Origin of the sequence: Collinsella ihumii, from assembly GCF_900046475.1 — a bacterium.
Classification (GTDB): Bacteria; Actinomycetota; Coriobacteriia; order Coriobacteriales; family Coriobacteriaceae; genus Collinsella; species Collinsella ihumii.
Map to the genome: position 1 here is coordinate 87,693 of NZ_FCOU01000007.1, position 19,674 is coordinate 107,366.

23 protein-coding genes and 2 tRNA genes are annotated in these 19,674 nt (G+C 65.1%); 23 read left to right on the forward strand and 2 right to left on the reverse strand.

What is annotated here, in order from left to right; genetic code table 11:
* The first annotated feature begins 325 nt into the window (after positions 1–325).
* From hisD to BN3789_RS05750, 10 genes are all read left to right on the forward strand, one after another.
* Entirely contained in the window at positions 326–1,729 is a 1,404-nt protein-coding gene (gene hisD, locus BN3789_RS05705) for a histidinol dehydrogenase (RefSeq protein ID WP_066831562.1), read from the forward strand.
* Positions 1,730–1,808: 79 nt separating this feature from the next.
* The gene (gene hisC / locus BN3789_RS05710) at positions 1,809–2,900 is read left to right on the forward strand and encodes a histidinol-phosphate transaminase (protein WP_066831565.1); all 1,092 of its coding nucleotides are present in this window, start codon (positions 1,809–1,811) and stop codon (positions 2,898–2,900) included.
* A 5-nt stretch (positions 2,901–2,905) separates the two neighbouring features.
* Positions 2,906–3,493 carry an imidazoleglycerol-phosphate dehydratase HisB gene (hisB, locus tag BN3789_RS05715; protein ID WP_066831568.1) on the forward strand — a complete coding sequence of 196 codons (588 nt, stop codon included), beginning with the start codon at positions 2,906–2,908 and terminating at the stop codon, positions 3,491–3,493.
* A gap of 54 nt (positions 3,494–3,547) precedes the next feature.
* Complete coding sequence (locus BN3789_RS05720; RefSeq protein ID WP_066831571.1) at positions 3,548–4,285, forward strand: imidazole glycerol phosphate synthase subunit HisH; 738 nt, start codon at positions 3,548–3,550, stop codon at positions 4,283–4,285.
* Positions 4,282–5,028, forward strand: coding sequence for a 1-(5-phosphoribosyl)-5-[(5-phosphoribosylamino)methylideneamino]imidazole-4-carboxamide isomerase (locus BN3789_RS05725; protein WP_066831572.1), 747 nt, complete (start codon positions 4,282–4,284; stop codon positions 5,026–5,028). The genes BN3789_RS05720 and BN3789_RS05725 overlap by 4 nt, the downstream gene beginning before the upstream one ends.
* Entirely contained in the window at positions 5,022–5,804 is a 783-nt protein-coding gene (gene hisF, locus BN3789_RS05730) for an imidazole glycerol phosphate synthase subunit HisF (protein ID WP_066831574.1), read from the forward strand. The genes BN3789_RS05725 and hisF overlap by 7 nt, the downstream gene beginning before the upstream one ends.
* Before the next feature lie 45 nt (positions 5,805–5,849).
* Positions 5,850–6,176 (forward strand): phosphoribosyl-AMP cyclohydrolase, encoded by a 327-nt coding sequence (gene hisI / locus BN3789_RS05735; RefSeq protein WP_066831580.1) that lies wholly within the window; start codon positions 5,850–5,852, stop codon positions 6,174–6,176.
* A gap of 12 nt (positions 6,177–6,188) precedes the next feature.
* On the forward strand, positions 6,189–6,506 hold the full coding sequence (gene hisE / locus BN3789_RS05740) for a phosphoribosyl-ATP diphosphatase (protein ID WP_066831582.1): 318 nt from the start codon (positions 6,189–6,191) through the stop codon (positions 6,504–6,506).
* A gap of 183 nt (positions 6,507–6,689) precedes the next feature.
* Complete coding sequence (locus BN3789_RS05745) at positions 6,690–7,124, forward strand: response regulator transcription factor (protein WP_161938976.1); 435 nt, start codon at positions 6,690–6,692, stop codon at positions 7,122–7,124.
* A gap of 60 nt (positions 7,125–7,184) precedes the next feature.
* Complete coding sequence (locus BN3789_RS05750; RefSeq protein WP_066831586.1) at positions 7,185–7,547, forward strand: arsenate reductase family protein; 363 nt, start codon at positions 7,185–7,187, stop codon at positions 7,545–7,547.
* Between the two features lie 435 nt (positions 7,548–7,982).
* Here the strand turns inward: BN3789_RS05750 and BN3789_RS05755 are convergent, their stop codons facing one another.
* Positions 7,983–8,378, reverse strand: coding sequence for a hypothetical protein (locus BN3789_RS05755; RefSeq protein ID WP_066831588.1), 396 nt, complete (start codon positions 8,376–8,378; stop codon positions 7,983–7,985).
* 216 nt (positions 8,379–8,594) lie between these two features.
* Here BN3789_RS05755 and larB point away from each other — a divergent pair, with 216 nt between their 5' ends.
* From larB to BN3789_RS05805, 10 genes are all read left to right on the forward strand, one after another.
* A complete protein-coding gene (gene larB, locus BN3789_RS05760) occupies positions 8,595–9,362 on the forward strand; it encodes a nickel pincer cofactor biosynthesis protein LarB (protein ID WP_066831590.1) in 768 nt (255 codons plus the stop codon).
* 36 nt (positions 9,363–9,398) lie between these two features.
* Positions 9,399–10,805, forward strand: a complete 1,407-nt coding sequence (gene larC / locus BN3789_RS05765) for a nickel pincer cofactor biosynthesis protein LarC (RefSeq protein ID WP_066831593.1) — start codon at positions 9,399–9,401, stop codon at positions 10,803–10,805.
* Positions 10,806–11,251: 446 nt separating this feature from the next.
* Positions 11,252–11,626 (forward strand): hypothetical protein, encoded by a 375-nt coding sequence (locus BN3789_RS05770; RefSeq protein WP_066831595.1) that lies wholly within the window; start codon positions 11,252–11,254, stop codon positions 11,624–11,626.
* Between the two features lie 314 nt (positions 11,627–11,940).
* A complete protein-coding gene (locus BN3789_RS05775; protein ID WP_066831607.1) occupies positions 11,941–12,318 on the forward strand; it encodes a hypothetical protein in 378 nt (125 codons plus the stop codon).
* 33 nt (positions 12,319–12,351) lie between these two features.
* Positions 12,352–12,906: a phosphodiesterase gene (gene yfcE / locus BN3789_RS05780; protein ID WP_066831608.1), complete on the forward strand. Its 555-nt coding sequence runs from the start codon at positions 12,352–12,354 to the stop codon at positions 12,904–12,906.
* Positions 12,907–12,936: 30 nt separating this feature from the next.
* Entirely contained in the window at positions 12,937–13,821 is an 885-nt protein-coding gene (mazG, locus tag BN3789_RS05785) for a nucleoside triphosphate pyrophosphohydrolase (protein WP_066831797.1), read from the forward strand.
* Positions 13,822–13,941: 120 nt separating this feature from the next.
* Positions 13,942–15,237 (forward strand): phosphopyruvate hydratase, encoded by a 1,296-nt coding sequence (gene eno / locus BN3789_RS05790; RefSeq protein WP_066831609.1) that lies wholly within the window; start codon positions 13,942–13,944, stop codon positions 15,235–15,237.
* 220 nt (positions 15,238–15,457) lie between these two features.
* Positions 15,458–16,345: an FtsB/FtsL family cell division protein gene (locus BN3789_RS13205; protein ID WP_187119121.1), complete on the forward strand. Its 888-nt coding sequence runs from the start codon at positions 15,458–15,460 to the stop codon at positions 16,343–16,345.
* Positions 16,346–16,354: 9 nt separating this feature from the next.
* Positions 16,355–17,320: a Ppx/GppA phosphatase family protein gene (locus BN3789_RS05800; protein ID WP_066831618.1), complete on the forward strand. Its 966-nt coding sequence runs from the start codon at positions 16,355–16,357 to the stop codon at positions 17,318–17,320.
* Positions 17,321–17,337: 17 nt separating this feature from the next.
* A tRNA-Leu gene (locus BN3789_RS05805) sits at positions 17,338–17,422 on the forward strand.
* Between the two features lie 278 nt (positions 17,423–17,700).
* Here BN3789_RS05805 and BN3789_RS05810 read toward each other — a convergent pair.
* Positions 17,701–18,345 (reverse strand): tetratricopeptide repeat protein, encoded by a 645-nt coding sequence (locus tag BN3789_RS05810; RefSeq protein ID WP_066831621.1) that lies wholly within the window; start codon positions 18,343–18,345, stop codon positions 17,701–17,703.
* 165 nt (positions 18,346–18,510) lie between these two features.
* Here BN3789_RS05810 and BN3789_RS05815 point away from each other — a divergent pair, with 165 nt between their 5' ends.
* The 3 genes from BN3789_RS05815 (at position 18,511) to BN3789_RS05825 (ending at position 19,372) form a co-directional block, all read left to right on the forward strand.
* Positions 18,511–18,795, forward strand: a complete 285-nt coding sequence (locus tag BN3789_RS05815; RefSeq protein ID WP_066831623.1) for a PTS sugar transporter subunit IIB — start codon at positions 18,511–18,513, stop codon at positions 18,793–18,795.
* Positions 18,796–18,831: 36 nt separating this feature from the next.
* Positions 18,832–19,209, forward strand: coding sequence for a VOC family protein (locus tag BN3789_RS05820; protein WP_066831625.1), 378 nt, complete (start codon positions 18,832–18,834; stop codon positions 19,207–19,209).
* A gap of 76 nt (positions 19,210–19,285) precedes the next feature.
* Positions 19,286–19,372, forward strand: a tRNA-Leu gene (locus BN3789_RS05825).
* Positions 19,373–19,674: the final 302 nt, after the last annotated feature.

The following is a 19,674-nucleotide window of genomic DNA, read 5'->3' on the forward strand; positions in this document are numbered from 1 at the left end:
GATGAGGTGGCTGAGCAAAACCGCTGGTAGATAGCTTGTCACATGTGTCCGTTTCGCGCTCGACCTGCGTGATGTGCGCCGCGTTGATACCAAATTGGTTTTCTATAAATAACAACCCCCTCATATCTGGGGAAATGCGGTGTCGTTTCGCCGCGGAGCGGATACCTCCCTTTCCGAAGGCGCCGTATTTCCCTCGTGTTTCCAGAGGTGGTGTGAAAAACTTTATCGTGCTAAAGTAGCAATGCCCGGCAGGGATCCATGTCTGCTGCCGTGCGCCCCTATCCGCCAAGACGGACTGCCCGATCTCGTGAGGAGACGATTTGATATGAAGACCATCACGCTGGCCGCAGGCGAGCTCCTCGACGCCTCGATGCTGACGCGCGAGGGCGTGCTGCCGGCCGACATCACGCAGGCGGCCCAGCGCATCATCGATGCGGTGCGCTCCGAGGGAGACGCCGCCGTTCGGCGCTATTGCAGCGAGTTCGATGGCGTGGACCTCGCCTCGTTCCGCCTGCCGCAAGAGCAGATCGACGCCGCGCTCGAGGGACTCGACCCCGCCTTTCTGGCGGCCCTCGAGAAGGCCGCCGCTCAGATTCGCGATTTCCACGAGCGCGAGGCGCAGCAGTCCTGGTTCACGACACGTCCCGACGGCACCATGCTGGGTGTGAAGGTGACGCCGCTGGCAGCTGCCGGCATCTACGTGCCCGGCGGCCGCGCCCAGTACCCTTCGACTGTGCTCATGAACGCGATTCCCGCCAAAGTCGCCGGCGTCGAGCGGGTGATCATGGTCACGCCGCCGCAGCGCGATGCCGTTGAGGCAGGGACCTGCCCTATCTCTCCCTACACGCTGGCCGCGGCCAAAGTCGGCGGGGTCGATGAGATCTACACGGTCGGCGGCGCGCAGGCCGTCGCCGCGCTCGCCTACGGCACCGAGTCCATCCCGCGGGTGGGGAAGATCACCGGCCCCGGCAACGCGTATGTGGCGGCAGCCAAGCGCCTGGTGTCCGGAGACGTCGGCATCGACATGGTCGCCGGCCCCTCCGAGGTCTGCGTGCTGGCGGATGCGACCGCCCATCCCGCCGTGGTCGCCGCCGACCTGATGGCGCAGGCCGAGCACGACCCGCTGGCGGCCTGCTACCTCGTGACCTGCGATACCGCCTTTGCTGCCGAGGTCGAGCGGGCGATCGGGGTCCTGGTTGCCCAGAGCCCGCGCGCGGACATCACGCGCGCCTCGCTCGACAACGAGGGCACGATCATCATCGCCGCCGATATGGATGCGGCCGTCGAGGCGGTGAACACCATCGCGCCCGAGCATCTCGAGCTCCACTGCGCCGACGCGCTGGGGCTGCTGGGGGCCATCCGCAACGCGGGCGCCATCTTCGTGGGTGCGTGGAGCACCGAGCCGCTCGGCGATTACGTGGCGGGACCCAACCACACGCTGCCCACGGGCGGCACCGCGGCGTTCTCCAACCCGCTTTCGGTGGACGACTTCGTCAAGAAGTCCTCGATCATCTGCTACACGCCCGCGGGCCTGCTCAAGGATGCGCCGGCAACCCAGCGCCTTGCGCACGCCGAGGGGCTCTGGGCCCATGCGCTCTCCACGGCGCTGCGCCGCCGCGTGCTGGAGCGCGGCGAGGGCGCGGTGGCGACGGACGCCCTGGCGGCCGTCGACCTGACCGCCGTTGCCTGGCCCGACGATCCCGCCGAAACGGTGGCCGCGGGCGCGTAGGCGCCCTCTCGAAGCAACCGCTTCGCATCCGACTGAATCTACCGGGCAGGCTGCCCGGCATGTACGAAAGAGGAGTCCCATGGCAGAGCTCTCCGAGCGCATGCGCGCGCTGGTCCAGCCCCATCTTGCCGGCATCGAGCCCTACGATCCGAACTTCACGCCCACGCGCATCAACCTGTCGGCCAACGAGAACACCTATCCGCTGCCCGACGGCGTGCGCGCCGCAATCGATGGCGCCCTGGCGGCAACGCCGCTCAACCGTTACCCGGATCCCATGTCCGGGGCGCTGCGCGACGAGCTCGCCGCGTGGCACGGCGTTGCCCGCGAGAACGTCTGCGTGGGCAACGGCGGCGACGAGCTGCTCTACAACTTCCTGCTCGCCTTCGGGGGCCAGGGGCGCACGCTGCTGGTCTGCCCGCCGTGCTTTTCCGAGTACGAGTTCTTCGCCTCGCTCACCCAGACATCGGTGAGGACCGTACGGCGCGACCGCAAGACGCTGCGCGTCGACGAGAAGGCGACGCTGGCGGCGGCGCAGACGGCCGACCTGGTCATCGTCACCTCGCCCAACAACCCGACCGGCGACGCGCTGCCCGTGAGCTTCGTGGCGCAGCTGTGCCGCGCGTGCCCCGGCATGGTGATGCTGGACGAGGCCTACATCGAGTTCGCCGATGCGGGCTATGACGCGTGCGGGCTGCTTGCGTCGTGCCCCAACCTGGTGATCCTCCACACGCTTTCCAAGGCGTTCGGCGAGGCAGGCATCCGCTGCGGGTACGTGATCGCGGCCGCCGATGCGATCGAGGTGTTCGCAGCGGTGCGCCAGATCTATTCGGTCAACGTGCTCACGCAGGCGGCGGCGCTCGCCGCCGCGCAGATGCGCAACGCGTTCGTGCCGGTCGTGGAAAAGATCCGCTCCGAGCGCGAGCGCATGCTCGCCGCGTTGGAGTCCGACGAGCGCGTTCAGGCCTGGCCGAGCCAGGGGAACTTCCTGCTCGTGCGCATCGACGAGGCGAGCGCGATTCGCCGCCGCCTGCGCGATGAGCACTCCATCCTCGTGCGCGACTTCAGCGCCGTGCCCGGGCTGGAGGGGTGCCTGCGCATCACCGTGGGCACGCCCGAGGAAAACGACGAGGTGCTTGCGGCGCTGGGGGCGCTGCTCGACGAGGAGGCATGAGGGATATGACGCGAACGGCGCGAGTGACCCGCACGACGGGCGAAACCGACATCACGATCGAGCTGGATCTGGACGGATCGGGCACCTGTGACATCTCGACGGGCGTTCCGTTTTTCGACCACATGCTGAACGCCTTCGGGCGCCACGGCCTGTTCGATCTGACGGTCCACGCGACCGGCGACATCGAGGTCGATGCGCATCACACCGTGGAGGACACGGGCATCGTGCTCGGGCAGGCGTTCGCCTGCGCGCTGGGCGACAAGGCGGGCATCACGCGCTTCGCCGACTGCGCCATCCCCATGGACGAGACGCTCGTCATGGCCGCGGTGGATATCTCGGGGCGCGGCCAGGCGTATTGCGACCTGCCGCTGCCGACCGAGCGCGTCGGCTCGTTCGACACCGAGCTCGCCGTCGAGTTCTTCTACGCGTTCGCCCGCGATGCGCGCCTGACCCTGCATGTGCGCGAGCTCGCCGGCGCGAACAGCCACCATATCATCGAGGCTGCGTTCAAAGCGGTCGGGCGCGCCATGCGGCATGCCTGCGAACGCGATCCGCGCGTGACGGGCGTGCCGTCCACCAAGGGCTCCCTCTGATGGCGCGTTTGGGGACGGGGCCATTTCTGTTCATGCATGGAGAAAGGTGCGGCTATGGCCGATAAGCCGAGCATCGTCATCGTCGACTACCACAAAGGCAACCTGTCCAGCGTGGCCCGCGGGCTTGCGCGCGCGGGCGCCGAGGCCGTCGTATCCGACGACCCCGAGCGCATTCGCGCGGCCGACGGCATCGTGCTGCCGGGGGTGGGGTCCTTTTACGACGCGATCGCCTTCATGCATGAATCGGGCCAGGACCAGGCGGTCATCGATGCGCTGACAGAAGGGGAGGGAACTCCGTTTCTGGGTATCTGCCTGGGGCTCCAGCTGCTTTTTGAGCGCGGCGACGAAGGCGTGCCGGCAGACGCGACGGCTGGCTCCGCGCCCGCCGACGCCCCCGGGGCCGTATTCGAGGCCGAGGGGAAGCGCTGGGTCCGCGGCCTCGGCCTGCTCAAGGGGTCGTGCACCATCCTGCCGGCGGACCGCCTGAAGATACCGCACGTGGGATGGGACCAGGTGCACCTTACGCCGGCGGGTCTCTCGTGTCCGCTGCTCAAGGGGTTCGACGAGGGCGCGAACCTCTACTTCACGCATTCCTACGCACTCGACGAGGACGTGGACGCACGCGTTGTCGCCGCCCGCACGTTCTACGCGCGCGCGTTCGGCTCGGTCGTGTGGAACGGCAACATCTACGGATGCCAGTTCCACCCCGAGAAGTCCTCGGCTCACGGGCATCAGATTCTCGAGAATTTCGTGCGCATCGTGGAGGCGCACATGAAGGAGGCGCGCGCATGATCGTCTTTCCCGCTATCGACCTCGTTGCCGGCAAGGTCGTGCGCCTGGAGCGCGGCGACCGCGCGCATATGAAGGTGTATTCCGACGATCCGGTCGCCCAGGCGCACGAGTTTTTGGAGCAGGGGGCCACGTGGGTGCACGTGGTCGACCTCTCGGCAGCGCTCGAGGAGGACGATGACGCCCGCGCGGCCAATTCCGCTGCCATCGAGGCGATCTGTCGAATCGACGGCCTGTCTGTCGACGTGGGCGGCGGCGTGCGGTCGCTTGCCCGCATCGACGAGCTGGCGGCTTATGGGGCCCGGCGCATCGCGCTCGGCACGGTGCTCGTGACCGAACCCGGGTTTGCCGAGATCGCGGCGCGCGGGTTCGGCGACCTACTCGCAGCGGATGTTGCCGCCCGCGACGGCCAGGTCAAGATAAACGGCTGGCGCGAGGGCATCTCCCGCAGCGTCGAGGACGTGGTGGGGGAGCTGTCGGGCCTCGGCTTCAAGCACCTGGTGTTCACGGATATCGCGCGCGACGGCATGCAGACCGGCATCGACGTGGAGGCCTACCGCCGCGTCGCCGGATGCGCGGGCTTTCCCGTGGTGGCGTCGGGCGGCATCTCCACGCTGGACGACATTCGCGCGTGCGCAGCCGCGGATGCGAGCATCATCGAGGGCTGCATCATCGGACGCGCCCTGTACGAAAAGAACTTCACGTTGGCCGAGGCGCTCGCCGCGGCGAAGGAGGCGACATGCTGACCAAGCGGATCATCCCATGCCTGGACGTGAAGGACGGGCGTGTGGTCAAGGGCGTGAACTTCGTGTCGCTGCGCGATGCGGGAGACCCCATCGAGCTCGCGGCCGCCTATGATCGCGAGGGCGCCGACGAGGTGGTGTTCCTCGACATCACGGCGACGAGCGACGATCGCGCGACGACGATCGACATGGCGGCGCACGCCGCCTGCGAGCTGTCGATTCCCTATACGGTGGGCGGCGGGTTCCGCGATCTTGCCGGCATGCGCCAGATGGTCGCTGCAGGAGCGGACAAGGTGTCGATCAACTCGGCCGCCGTGCGCCGGCCCGAGCTCATCACCGAGGCCGCCGCGGCGTTCGGCAGCCAGGCGGTCATCGTCGCCATCGACGCCAAGCGCGTCGGCGTGCCCGGGGCGCCGGGCGCCGACAAGTGGGAAGTCTATCTTGCCGGCGGGCGCACGCCGACGGGCATCGATGCGGTCGCCTGGGCGCAGGAGGCTGCGCGACGCGGCGCGGGCGAGATCCTGCTGACGAGCATGGACCGCGACGGAACCAAGGAGGGTTTCGATCTGGCGCTGACCCGCGCGGTTGCCCGCGCGGTCCCCATCCCCGTCATCGCGAGCGGCGGCGTGGGCACGCTCGAGCACTTTGCCGAGGGGGTTATCGAGGGCGAGGCCGACGCCGTGCTGGCGGCGAGCGTGTTCCACTTCGGCACCTACAGCATTCGGCAGGTCAAGGAGTACATGGCATCGCAGGGCATCCCCGTCCGCCTCGATTTTTAGTGATCGGTCGGTGCTTTTTCGCAGGTCTCGTCAGAAAGGGCGGCAATGGATATCAGCGAGCTGAAGTTCGATGCGCAGGGGCTCATCCCGTGCGTGGTGCAGCAGTACGATACGGGCGAGGTGCTCATGGTGGCGTGGATGAACGCCGAGTCGGTGGAGCTGACGCTTCAGACGGGCACGACGTGGTTTTGGAGCCGCAGCCGTCAAGAGCTGTGGAACAAGGGAGCGACGAGCGGCAACATGCAGCAGCTGCATGAGCTCAAAGTCGACTGCGATGCGGACACCCTGCTCGCGCTGGTCGATTCGCCGGGCCCCGCGTGCCACACCGGCAACCGAAGCTGTTTTTTCCGCACCTTGGACGACGCACGTTAGAAAGGCTGGACTATGGGAGTTCGTACCGAGCATGTACAGGACGGCAACATCGGCGAGACGCTGACGGGCCTCGCTGCGGTTATCCACGAGCGCCGTGGCGCGACGCCGGATACGTCCTATACGGCCAAGCTGCTGCAGGGCGAGGCCGACAGCTTGCTCAAGAAGCTTGCCGAGGAGGCGAGCGAGGTCATCATGGCGTGCAAGGATAACGATCACGACCACATCCGCTACGAGGCGGGAGATCTCATCTACCATCTGCTCGTCACGCTCGAGCGCTACGGCGTCACGCTCGACGAGCTCGCCGGGGAGCTCGACGCGCGCCACCGCTGAGGCCAAAGGGCGCTCCGGCGCGTGTAGACATTTTTGCACGACACGATCGACCTGCGGAATCGTTGCCAAAAATCAACAGGGTGCATGACAGACGCAGGCGTGTCGAGCGGGAATAATTCGTCTTGAAGGCGGACTGTCTACAAGGTGAGGAGGCCGACGATGTTGCCCAAAGGATTCGAGTGGGTGGTCATAATCGTCTTAGCGCTGATCAACTACGTGCTGCCCATCGTGTTGATCGCCGTGCTCGTCGTGTTCTTGGTGCGCAGGTTCAGCAAGCGCGACGCGGCGCGGGCGAACGTGGTTCCGGAAGCGCCGGCAGCCCCTGCCGCACCTGTCGTACCAGTCTCCAACCAGGCGCAGGCCGATGCGGCGCCGGCCTCCAGCGACGAGGAGCGCATCCGCATCGACCGCTTGCTCGCCGAGCACAATCTCACCGATCGGGAGCGCGACATCCTGATCGGCGTCTACCGTGGCAAGACCCAGGCACAGCTCGCCGACGAGATGTACCTATCGAGATCGACGGTCGGTACGTATTGCACGCGCGCGTACGAGAAGCTCGGCGTCGCCACGAAAGAGGACGCGCTCGAGCTGTTGAGGAGGACGGCATCGGAAGAGTAGGGCGGATGCTCGTGCTACAATCGCCGCAACGACCCACGCGATCTGAGAGGTGGTTGCCGTATGCCGGTGCTGTTCGTGGAATATCCTAAGTGCTCGACCTGCAAGAAAGCCAAGAAGTGGCTGGATGACCACGCGATCGAGTACGTCGATCGCCATATCGTCGAGGACAATCCGACAGCAGACGAGCTCGCCGGCTGGCGCGAGCGCTCCGGCTTGCCCGTCCGCCGTTTCTTCAACACGAGCGGCATGCGCTACCGCGAGCTCGGCGTCAAGGCCAAGTTGGATGCGGGGATGAGCGACGAGGACGCCTTCGCCCTGCTTGCGACCGACGGCATGCTGGTCAAGCGTCCCATCGTGGTCACGGACGATGCCGTGCTCGTCGGCTTTCGCGAGGCGGAGTGGGAGCAGACGCTGCTGCCATAGGTGCTTCTGACGACACGTTGCGTCCGCGGGCGGTCTTTTGGGAAGACCGCCCGCGGGCGTTTTTGCCTACAGGCGTCGGGTCGCGCTTAGGGAACCGCTGATTTGCATGCCCAGGCGCTCCGCGCCGTTCCGGCCGCTCCCTCTCCTGAGAAAAAGTGGCTAGATATTTCTATTATGCTGTTGCGGTGTCGCACGATCGGGCTCAAAACCCGCCGTCGGCACCGCTCCTCCCCCTGCATGGCCCCTATTCGAGGTGTTTGAGGCCATGGCATCCGCATCATAGGCGGCCGATACGGACATTACGGTCAGAGCGGACGCCTTCATCCGGGCCGGCCTACAGCAAAATAGAAATTTCTAGCCACTTTCGTCCAGGAGAGGGCGTGGCACCCGGGGCCTTCGGTGCAATGGGCCCCGGTGCCGTCGATCAGCGTTTCACTAGAGCAAGCCCAGGCTCATGAGCTGGTAAATGTAGAGGACCATGAGCGCTGTGTTGGCGACGACGCAGATGAAGCCGAGGATCTTTCCGACGAGCGCAAGTTTGGGATAGGACGCCTCGCGGCGGGTTGCCGCGCGTCCCAGCAGGATGGCGGCGACGCCAACGATGACGCTGAGCAGCCAGCTTACGAAAAGCGCCAAAACCACGCCGATCACGCCGGCTGCAGCGGACGCGATTGACAGCGCGGGGCTCGTGGTGGTCGTGGGCGCGTTCGCGGCGTTGTCCGAGAAGTCGCCGCCCATGAGGGAGCCCTCTCCGGTGCTGCTCATAGGGCGCTGGGGCTTGGTGCCGTTTGTGTCGGCGGAACGGTTAGACGTTGGGGTCGAATGGGGCATGGGCCCTCCCTTCGCTTGAAGTGCTGCCGTGCCGAGATGCGTTCGGTGTGCTGAAGGGCAAGGATAGCAGTTTGTCCTTAAGGACATGCGTACCCCCTGTGAATTCGGTTGCTCATACTGTGACTTGGAGCACGCTCCATGTGGTAGCGTCTTGAGGGACATCCGTCGCTCGCGTGCCGAGCGACGGGGATCATTCGCAATGAAAGGTGGACCGGTATGGACGCAGCCGAATTGACGGCGCTCGCCCGCGCGGTCGCTGCGGGCGACATGACGCCCGAGCAGCTGGTGGAGCGCGCGCGGCTCGACACGGTGACGGATCTGGGATACGCGCAGATCGATACCGAGCGCGGCGTGCGGACCGGGGTATCCGAGGTCATCTACGGAGCGGGGAAGACGGCCGAGCAGATTGCGGGAATCGTCGACGCGATGCGCGCGGCGGGCCAGCAACGCGTGCTGATCACGCGCCTTGATGAGGAGAAGGCCGCGAGGCTCTCTGAACTCAGCTGCCCATATACCTATCATCGCGATGCGCGAGCGGGCGTGGTGGGAGATCTGCCCGAGCCGGACGGCAACGGCACGATCCTGGTCGTAACCGCGGGGACGTCCGATGTCGGCGTCGCGCAGGAGGCCGCGCTGACGGCGCGCTTTTTGGGAAACGAGGTCGAGTGCGTAAACGATGCCGGCGTGGCCGGCATCCATCGCCTGCTATCGCATGGCGAGCAGATCGCCCGGGCTCAGGTGATTATCGCCATCGCCGGCATGGAGGGCGCGCTCCCCAGCGTCGTGGGCGGTCTTGCCGCGTGTCCGGTTATCGCCGTTCCCACGAGCGTGGGCTACGGCGCGAACCTCGGCGGCCTCACCACGCTGCTCGCCATGGTCAACAGCTGCGCGAGCGGAGTGTCCGTCGTGAACATCGACAACGGCTTCGGCGCTGCGTACCAGGCGTCGCTCATCAACCATCTACCCGGTCCGGCAAACGATTGATCTATGCGGGCGCACGCCTGCTTGCGAGGGGGAACCATGGGCAAAACGCTCTATCTTGATTGCACGAACGGCATCAGCGGCGACATGCTCGTCGCGGCGCTGCTCGACGCGGGCGCCAACGAGGCGCGCCTGCGCGACACGCTGGCAACGCTGCCGGTCTCCGGCTTCGACATCCGCGTGAGCCGCGTGAAGAAGGCCGGCATCGACTGCTGCGACTTCGACGTGGTGCTCGACGCGGCGCATGAAAACCACGACCACGATATGGCGTACCTGCACGGGGAGGCGTACGCTGCTCACGAGCACGAGCACGAGCACGAGCACGAGCACGAGCACGAGCACGAGCACGAGCACGAGCACGAGCACGAGCACGAGCACGAGCACGAGCACGAGCACGAGCACGAGCACGAGCACGAGCACGAGCACGGCTGCGGCCACCATCATGATCACGACCACGGTCACCACCACCACGAGCACCGTGGGCCGGCGGACATCGACCGCATCATCGACGCCGCCCAGCTCGCCCCGCGCGCTCGGGACCTCGCCCATCGCATGGTCGACGTGCTCGCGCACGCCGAGGCCAAGGCGCATGCGGTCCCGCTCGATCAGGTGCATTTCCATGAGGTGGGGGCGGTCGACTCCATCGTCGACATCGTTTCCATCGCGGTGTGCATCGACGACCTCGATGTCGATCGGGTCATCGTGCCCGAGCTCGTCGACGGCCACGGGACCATCCGCTGCCAGCACGGCATCATTCCCGTTCCCGTTCCCGCGACGCTGAATGTGGCGACGGAGCATGATCTGCCGCTTTCCATCTGCGAGGTGGAGGGCGAGCTGGTCACGCCGACCGGCGCCGCCGCCGTTGCGGCGTTGCGCGCCGAGCGCTGCCTACCCGAGCGGTTCCATGTCAAGCGCGTGGGCCTTGGAGCCGGCAAGCGCACGTATTCGCGGCCGAGCCTGCTGCGCGCCATGATCATCGAGCCGTCGTCCGACGCCCTGCATGATCGCATCGTCAAGCTCGAGTGCGACATCGACGACAGCACGTCCGAGGTGCTCGCCTATGCCGCCGATCAGCTGCGGTCCGCCGGCGCACGCGAGGTCCACTGGATCCCGGTCTTTACCAAGAAGGGGCGCCCCGCCTATCAGCTGCAGGTTATCGCGGCACCTGAAGATGTCGAGCGAATGGAGCGGATCATCTTCCGAGAGACCTCGACGATCGGCGTCCGTCGCAGCGCATGGGATCGAACGGTGCTGCCCCGCACGTTGCAGACGGTTGACACGCCGTGGGGCCCGGCGCGCCTCAAGCACGTTGCGCTTCCCGACGGAAGCGACCGGGTCGCCCCCGAGTACGAGGACTGCGCCCGCATCGCTCGCGAGCACGATGTGCCGCTGCAGCAGGTGATGGACACCGTGCGCGCTGCTCGCCCCGCCAAAGAGATGGGCTGATCGATTCCGTTTTGAACAGGGCTGGCCCGCTATCTGTGTCAAGAAGGGCTCTCGCTCCGTCGCTGCTCGCGATCGCGCGGGAGCCTTTCGCTATGTTTTCGGCTGCGTGGTCAATTTGCCCATCGAACCGGGATTTTCGGCGGTCCGAGGCGGCGTATCACCTGGCAGATGGCGGGATTTGCGGGCCTTGTCGGCCTAGGGGACGCATCTGGCCGCACACGGCACCCAAGTTCGCAATATTTCACGTTATCGTACAAGCGCATTGCCGTGCCGCTCGCGTCCTCGAGCCCCGGTTCGATGGCCAAATTGACCACGATGGCGAAATCATACCGTTCCGGCGTCGAAAACCATTGCTGCGGGGCGGGTCGAGGCCTTCTGCGCGCCACGTGCCGACGGTACAATGCATCCTGGGTGCGCACGGGGCGGCCCGCGCAAGGGAGGTAGCGATGTCAATCAAGCAGAAGGCGCTCAAGGTTCTCAGTTTTCTGGCGATTGTCGGCGCCGTAGACCTGAGCATCACGGTGCGCGTGCTGTTCACGTCGGCGGAGATCACCTTCGAGCCGCTTCATCTGCTGTCCATCGTGCTCTCGGTCGCGTTCTCGCTCGCCATGGGCATCATGGGCGTTATCGTGTCCAATAAGCCTGCGAAGGTGTCCAAGCTGTTCATCATCACGCTGCTTGCCCTTTGGGCGAACTTCTGCGACGTGTTCCTGTTCGTGCTCAACGGCGACCTGGTCCCTTCTCCGATCATCAACTTCGTCATCGTGATCGCGTTCGCCTACATGGCTCATCAGGTCAAGCGTGAGTCAGGGAACCACTGACCAATTCATTCCGCGCCGGTCGGCCCCGTGCCGGGCGCCTGCGCGCTCAGGCTGCGTCGGCGCAGGTACACTGCGCCTCCCTCGCCTTCGCCCGCATCCGCCTCGCCACGGGACCGACCGCCGCGAAAGCAATTGATCAGTGCTTCCCTGGGAACCGCTGGCCAATTCATTCCGCATCGGTCGGCCCCGTGCCGTGCACGCTGCCATCCAGGTTGCGCCGACCGTTTCCGATTCCGCCCGCATTGCGCGTTCGCGCTGGGTATAAACCCTCTCGACAGTGCAACGCGGTGTGCGACGTGCGGGAAGGAGCGCGTATGTCATCGAATCAAAAGATGCTCAAGATCATGAGCTTCATCGCGGTGATTGCTGCCATCGCGATGGCAGCTTGGACGGGGATGTCGCTTATGTTCGCCAACACGTCACCCGGCCTGCTGCTTGCCATCTGCTCGCTCGTGGCGGCGCTGTTCGATCTGCTGCTCGGCGGGATGGGCATCGGGGTGGCGAACAAGCCCGTCCGAGGGCTGGGCGTCTACTACATCGGATTCACCTGGCTCGCGGTCGTGCTGAACGTGGTGGCGGTGGTCATCTACGTGTTCATCGGCGGCTTCGTCGTGCCGTCGATCGTGAACGCGGTGATCATGATCGCGTATCTTTACTACTCGCGCGCCGTGCGCTTCGAGGCGCTGCGGTAGCCTGTTGACGCATCGTTTCCAGAAAGGATATCCATGAAGTTTCTTATCGCTTCCGACATCCACGGCTCGGCATATTGGGCCGAGCGCCTCATGAAGGCGATCGAGGCAGAGGCGCCCGACCGCATCATCTTGCTGGGGGATCTGCTCTACCACGGCCCGCGCAACGACCTGCCGCGCGATTACGCCCCCAAGCGCGTGATCCCCCTGCTGAACGACCTTGCCGCGACGGGCAAGGTCATCGCCGTACGCGGCAACTGCGAGGCGGAGGTCGACCAGATGGTCCTCGAGTTCCCCTGCATGGCCGACAGCACGATCGTGTTCGACACGGACGGTCGTCAGCTGTTCTGCACGCATGGCCACGTGTTCGGCGCGGGCTTCCACAACAGCGTCGACAACCTCCCGCCGCTGCCTGACGGCTCGGCTATCCTGTACGGCCACACGCATGTGAAGGTGAACGAGGAGGTGCCGGGCCACCCGGGCATCTGGGCGTTCAACCCCGGCAGCGTCTCCATCCCCAAGGACGGGACCCACAGCTACGGCATCTATGAGGACGGCGCGTTCCGCCACGTCGTGCTCGAGGAGGAGTAGGACATGCTCGATCGATTCGGTGGCGGCAGGATGCGCAAGCCGGAGGATGCGGCACCTGCCTCGGCTCCGGTTCAGCCCGAGGCGGCGCCGCGCGACCCGTCGACGCTGTGCGACGCGCGCGACGCGTTCCAGGCGCTGGTGGAGACCATCTGGCGCCTTCGCCAGCCCGACGGCTGCCCATGGGACCGCAAGCAGACCCATGCGAGCATCGCCAAGAACATGATCGAGGAGGCCTACGAGGCCGTCGACTGCATCGAGAGCGAAGACGTGGCCCATCTGCGCGAAGAGCTCGGCGACGTGCTCATGCAGGTCGTGCTCCATGCGCAGATCGCGGCCGATGCCGGCGAGTTCACCATGGCCGACGTGGCGCGCGACATCGACGCCAAGCTCATCCGCCGCCATCCCCATGTGTTCGGAGATCACGAGACGGCGAGCAGCGCCGACGAGGTGCTCGATATCTGGGACTCCGTGAAGCTCAAGGAAAAAGAGGCGCGCGACGCCGACGCCGAGGCGGCAGACGAGCGCCCGGCGGGGCTGCTCGACGGCGTTCCCTCCTCGCTGCCTGCTCTCATGCAGGCGCAGAAGGTGTCGCGCAAGGCGGCCGCCGTGGGCTTCGACTGGGACACCACCGCCGAGGTGTGGGAGAAGGTGGTCGAGGAGGGCAAGGAGTTCGACCGCGAGAAGCCCGGCACCCCTGAGCGCGAGATGGAGTTCGGCGACATCCTGTTCGCCCTCGTGAACGTGGCGCGCAAAGAGGGCATCGACGCCGAGAGCGCGCTGCGCGCCAGCACGGCCAAGTTCCGCCGCCGCTGGGAGGCCATGGAGCATGTCGCCTACGAGCGGGGCGTGCAGCTCGAAGGGCTCTCGACCGCAGAGCTCAACGATCTGTGGGACGACGTCAAGCATGCGATGTAGAGGCCGTGTTTCGGAAATTCACATGATTCCGGGCAGGAAAAACGGGCATACTGTATAAAGTTTGCTTTGGATAACCTTTTCCGGGCAAGAGATGTTTGGCTCACAGCGAAAGGACGCAACATGAGCGAAATTCTGGATGTCTACGGTCGCGAAGTGCTCGATTCCCGCGGTAATCCCACCGTTGAGGTCGAGGTGGTGCTCGAGGACGGATCGTTTGGCCGCGCCATGGTGCCCTCCGGCGCCTCGACGGGCGCCTTCGAGGCCGTCGAGCTGCGCGACGGCGATAAGGACCGCTACATGGGCAAGGGTGTCACCAAGGCCGTCGACCATGTGAACAAGGAGCTCGCCGACGCGGCGATCGGCATGGACGCGTTCGATCAGCGCGCCCTCGACGCCGCGCTGATCGAGGCGGACGGCACCTCCAACAAGGGCAATCTCGGCGCGAACGCCATCCTCGGCGTCTCGCTGGCGGTTGCTCGCGCGGCGGCGCAGTCCACAGGTCTCGAGCTCTACCAGTACCTGGGCGGCGTGAACGGGCACCTGCTGCCGACTCCCATGATGAACATCCTGAACGGCGGCGTGCATGCCGACAACAACGTCGACTTCCAGGAATTCATGATCATGCCGGTCGGCGCCCCCACGTTTACCGAGGGCCTGCGTTGGTGCGCCGAGGTGTACCACACGCTCAAGAGCGTCCTCAAGGAGTCCGGCCACAGCACCGGCGTGGGCGACGAGGGCGGTTTCGCCCCCGATCTGGCCAACAACGAGGAGCCCCTGCAGTACATCGTCAAGGCCATCGAGGCCGCCGGGTACAAGCCGGGCGATGACTTCATGATCGCGATGGATCCCGCCACGACCGAGTGCTATGACGCCGAGCGCGGCGTGTACGTCCTGGCGGGCGAGGGCCGCGAGCTCACGACCGACGAGATGATCGACTACTGGGCCCAGCTCGTGGAGAAGTACCCCATCATCTCCATCGAGGACGGCCTCGCAGAGGAGGACTGGGACGGCTGGGTCAAGCTCACGCAGCGCATCGGCGACAAGGTCCAGCTGGTGGGCGACGACCTGTTCGTCACCAACACCGAGCGCCTCAAGAAGGGCATCGAGATGGGCGCCGCCAACGCCATCCTGGTCAAGGTGAACCAGATCGGCTCGCTGACCGAGTCTCTCGAGGCGATCGAGATGGCCAAGAAGGCAGGCTATGCGTGCATCGTGTCCCATCGTTCCGGTGAGACCGAGGACTCCACCATCGCCGATCTGGCCGTGGCGACCAACGCCGGTCAGATCAAGACGGGCGCTCCGTGCCGTTCCGACCGTATTGCCAAGTACAACCAGCTCATCCGCATCGAGGACGAGCTGTATACGAGCGCGCAGTACGCCGGCAGGGACGCGTTCTACAACATCAAGAAGCGTTAGGAAGACGCTTGAGGGCGGCATAGCCGCGTGCGCGTCGCGCGATGAACGGGGCGGCGCCGGGCAGGGGAGCCCGGCGCCGCCCCTTGCGTTCTGTTTGCGCCGTCCTTTCCGGGTGGATTCTGCGAGCGGTTGAAAGCCCAATCCCTGCACAACTGAAACGGGGGCGCGTGGTATAACTAGAGCACTCGCGCACACGCACTTCAACCACACAAGGCGCTCTATGAACGATTACCGCAACAATCCTGTGTCTCTTGCGTCGACCCGTCAGCGGGCCGTGTCGCCCGATCGAGCCGTCTTTGCGGGTCCCTCCCCGCGCGGCAGGGTGGCGCTTGCCGGCTCGTCATCTGGCCCGCGCATGTCGCAGGGGGCCGAAGAAGGAGCCCGTCGCGTCTACACGCATCGCATGCAGCAGGCCGACCGGCCGCGCTCCGGATCATCGGGACGAGGTGTCCCGGGTGGCCAGGGGGCGGATAGGCGCCGTTCGCAGGCTGTAGGCGAGCGCGGGGAGAGCGGATCTTCCAAGCGGTCCACGAACTTCATGAAGTACGCTGCGGACAGCAGGGTGGTTCAGGCCGTCCACACGGTGACGTCCGGCTCGCTCAGGCCCATCTTCATCGCCGTGGTCGCCGTGGCCGTGGCGGTCGGCCTGTACTTCCCCATTCGCGATTACTACACGGCATGGCGCACGGGCGAGATATTGAGCCAGCAGGTCGCGCTGCGCGACTCGTACAACGAGGGGCTGCAGGAAAACGTCGACCGCTATCTGTCCCAAGAAGGTATCGAGGAGGCTGCCCGCTCCGAGCTGGGCATGGTGCTGCCCGGCGAGACGCGCATCGAGCTGACCGGCACCGACGGCAGCACGGATCAGGACGGCGACTCGTCCGATGCCGATGCCGATGCCGCGACCGGCGACGGCGCTGATCAGGATTCCTCGGACGGAGAGTCGACAGGCGATGCGTCCCAGGATGTGCCCTCCACGTCCGCCGAGGCGGAGAAGGCGGAGGCCGCTGTTGCCGAGCAGGCGCCGTGGTACATCGAGATGCTCGATACGATATTCTTCTATGAGGGCGTCGAGGGGCAGACGGTCACCTCGGCAGGCGGAGAATAGGGGGCTTCCATGCGCGTTGCGGCAGTTGATCTCGGTACCGTTTCCTCTCGATTGCTGCTGGCGCATGTTGAGGACGGCCGTATCGTCGAATCGACGAAGCTTACGCAGATCACGGATTTGGGGCAGGGGGTCGACGCGACCGGGTGCCTGAGCGATGCTGCCATGCAGCGCGTGATCGATGCGTGCTCCGGGTTCGTGCGCGAGATCGGCGCGTTTGCGCCCGATGCCGTCTGCACGACGCTGACGAGCGCCGCGCGCGATGCGCAAAACGGCGACGTCCTCATCAAGGGCCTTCGCGGTCTGGGCCTGCATCCTCAGGTGATTCCCGGGGAGATCGAGGCGCGCCTGACGTTTTACGGCGTGGCGCATGATTTTCCCGAGCGCCGAATCGCGGTTGCCGACTCCGGCGGCGGTTCCACCGAGCTCGCCGTGGGAAGCTATGTGCCGGGACGTCCGCTTGAACTCGAGCGGGTGCAATCGCTCAATATCGGATGCCGTCGCATCACCGATCGGTTCTTGGCGGGCAATCCTCCTGCGTCCTCCCAGCTCGAAGAAGCGAGCGCATGGGCGGCCCAGCAGTTCTCCTCGTATTGGGACGAGGTCGGCGAGCGCCCCGACTGCCTTGTTGCCGTCGGCGGAACGGTGACGACGCTCGTGGCGATGGCGCATGAGCTCGCGGTGTACGATTCGGCGTTCGTGCATCTCCATGAGCTGACGACGGCGGACGTCGATGCATGCATCGACCTGATGCGCGTGCGTACGGTTGAAGAGATTGCCCAGCTGCCGGGCATCCAACCCAAGCGCGCCCCGGTGATGCTGGGCGGCGCTCTCATCATCCGCGAGGTGCTGCGAGCGGGAGGCTATCGATCGTTGACGGTTAGCGAGAACAGCCTGCTGGTGGGTATGGCGACGACGGTGGCAGAGGTTTTGTCGGGCGAAGTTCCAGCAATCGGCTGGACGCCTGAGCTGTCGTGATACACTCTTCCCTTACGGGGGGCGTGGCGGAATTGGCATACGCAGGAGACTTAAAATCTTCGGCCGAAAGGATCGTGGGTTCGAGTCCCACCGCCCCTACCAGCATGAACAGGGCCCCGTCGATGGGGCCCTTTTGGTTTCGTGCCCGGTGCGGGGACTCGAACCGGGAGGTCGCGAGACTGAGGAAACGCGCGAGCGTTTCCCAGCGAGCGCGCGAGGGCGGCGCAGCCGCCCGGAGCCGCGGACGCCGCAGGCGGACGCGAGTCCCACCGCCCCTATCGGCACAAATAGGTTTTCTGCATGAAAACAAAAAAGGCTGCGGCGAGAACATGGGGCCGCCGCAGCCTCGATAGGGCTTATGAACCACGTATGGTGATAGGTTACTTCGCTTCGGTATCTCCGCCCATGGCCTCGCGCATGGCACGCGTGGAGCGGTTGAGGTACTCGTTGCGCTTCGCCATGTCGCCGCGGTTCTGGTATTGCAGCGCGAGCAGGTACTCCAGGCGGCCGCGCGCCGGGCCGGACATCTTGTCCAGGGCGCGTTCCATCTGGTCGATGTAGTTGCTCTTCTTGAGAATGGCGATGTCGTACATCATGCGGCAATCCTCTTTGGCGCTGCTGTACTTGGCGTCTTCGAGCTGATCGATCTCGTCGAGCATGGCCTTTGCCTTCTTGGCCTTGTTGAGGCTGATGTAGATGTTGAACGCCTTGACGACGAGGTCGGCGCGCTGCTCGGAGCTGGTCTTGCGCGACAGCAGATCGTCGAGGACGGTGTTCGCCGCCTTGTAGTCACCCTTCATCATGTACGCGTTGAGCTTGAAGTAGGTGCGGTTGTAGTCCGGATAGACCAGGCGGGTCATCGGCGAATCGATGCGCTTGAAGAACTCGTCGAACTTGCCCTGCTCGATCAGCCCCTCGAGCTTGGCGAACAGGGTGCGCTTGTTGATGGAGATGAACAGCGTGATGACGGCCAAAACGACGAACATCACGATGGTGACAATCGTAAAGATCTGCAACGGGTCCATAGGGTCCTCCAGAGATTGCGCGCCGGCCGTGCGGGCCCGTCGCGGTGAAGTGCAGAGGGTATTATCCCGCAAACCGATGCACGGTGTACAGTGGGAGAAGTTCTCCAGGTGCCGCCCGTCTTGTTGCGTACCATGGGCTTTGAACGTGAGCGATAGGGAGGGCGCATGAAGAAAATCGTCGTAGCGTGCGGTACGGGAATCGTGACATCGGCCATCGTCGCGGGATATATCGGTGACCTGCTGGACGCCCATGGGTACGCAGGCCACTACGAAATCGTGCGCTGTTCCATGGCAGAGGCCCCCGATCAGTGCGAAAACGCGGACGTTTTGGTTGCAACGACCATTGCCCCCAAGGGTATAACCTGTGACTATATCAGTGGCGTTCCCGTGCTGACCGGCAAGGGCCGCGCCGACACCGAGAAACAGATTCTGGACCTCATGGGCGCGTAGCGCCTTTGGCGTGCGGAGCGAGGAGAGGAGCAAACCATGGCAGAGGTAAACGAGAACCCGGTAGAGCTGTTTGACATGTACGTCGCCCACGTGGGCATCAACGCGACGGACCCCGATGACGCGAAGGCCATCTCCAGCGAGTTCGGCAGGCTCATGGGCTTCACGGAGTACGACACCCCCGTGTCCCTGTTCGCCGATACGCTGGTCGAGGTCATGAAGCAGAACGGTCGCGGCACCAAGGGACACATCGGTTTCCATGTGAACGATATGCCGGCGGCCGAGAAGTGGTTTTCCGATCGCGGGTTCGAGCTGAATGAGGATTCGCGTGCGCTCAACCCGGACGGCTCGACGCGCCTGGTGTACTTCAAGCAGGAAATCGGCGGTTTTGCCATTCATCTGACGTCCGATAAGTAGGGCCGTTCGCGCGGGACAAGAGATTTCGAAAAAATCTCTTGCACTCGTCGTGAGTTTTGCTAAGATAAAACGGCACGCGGGCGTGGCGGAATTGGCAGACGCGTATGGTTCAGGTCCATATGGGGGCAACCCCATGAAGGTTCAAGTCCTTTCGCCCGCACCATTGAATGTTAAGGGTTCCAGAAATGGAACCCTTTTTTCGTTCGGGCACCTTGCAGGGACTTGAACCTGGGAAGGCGCGGAGCGGAGCCAACGGCGCGAGCCGTTGGCCGCGGAGCGCGCAAGGCGCCGAAGGCGCCGCAGCGATTGCGTCGCGCACGCGACGCGCAAGTCCTTTCGCCCGCACCATTGAATGTTAAGGGTTCCAGAAATGGAACCCTTTTTTCGTTCGGGCCCCTGCGATGGGTTGTTTGGGGACGGGTTCGTTTCAACCCATGGATTCGGGCAAGGCGCAGGACCTCAGGG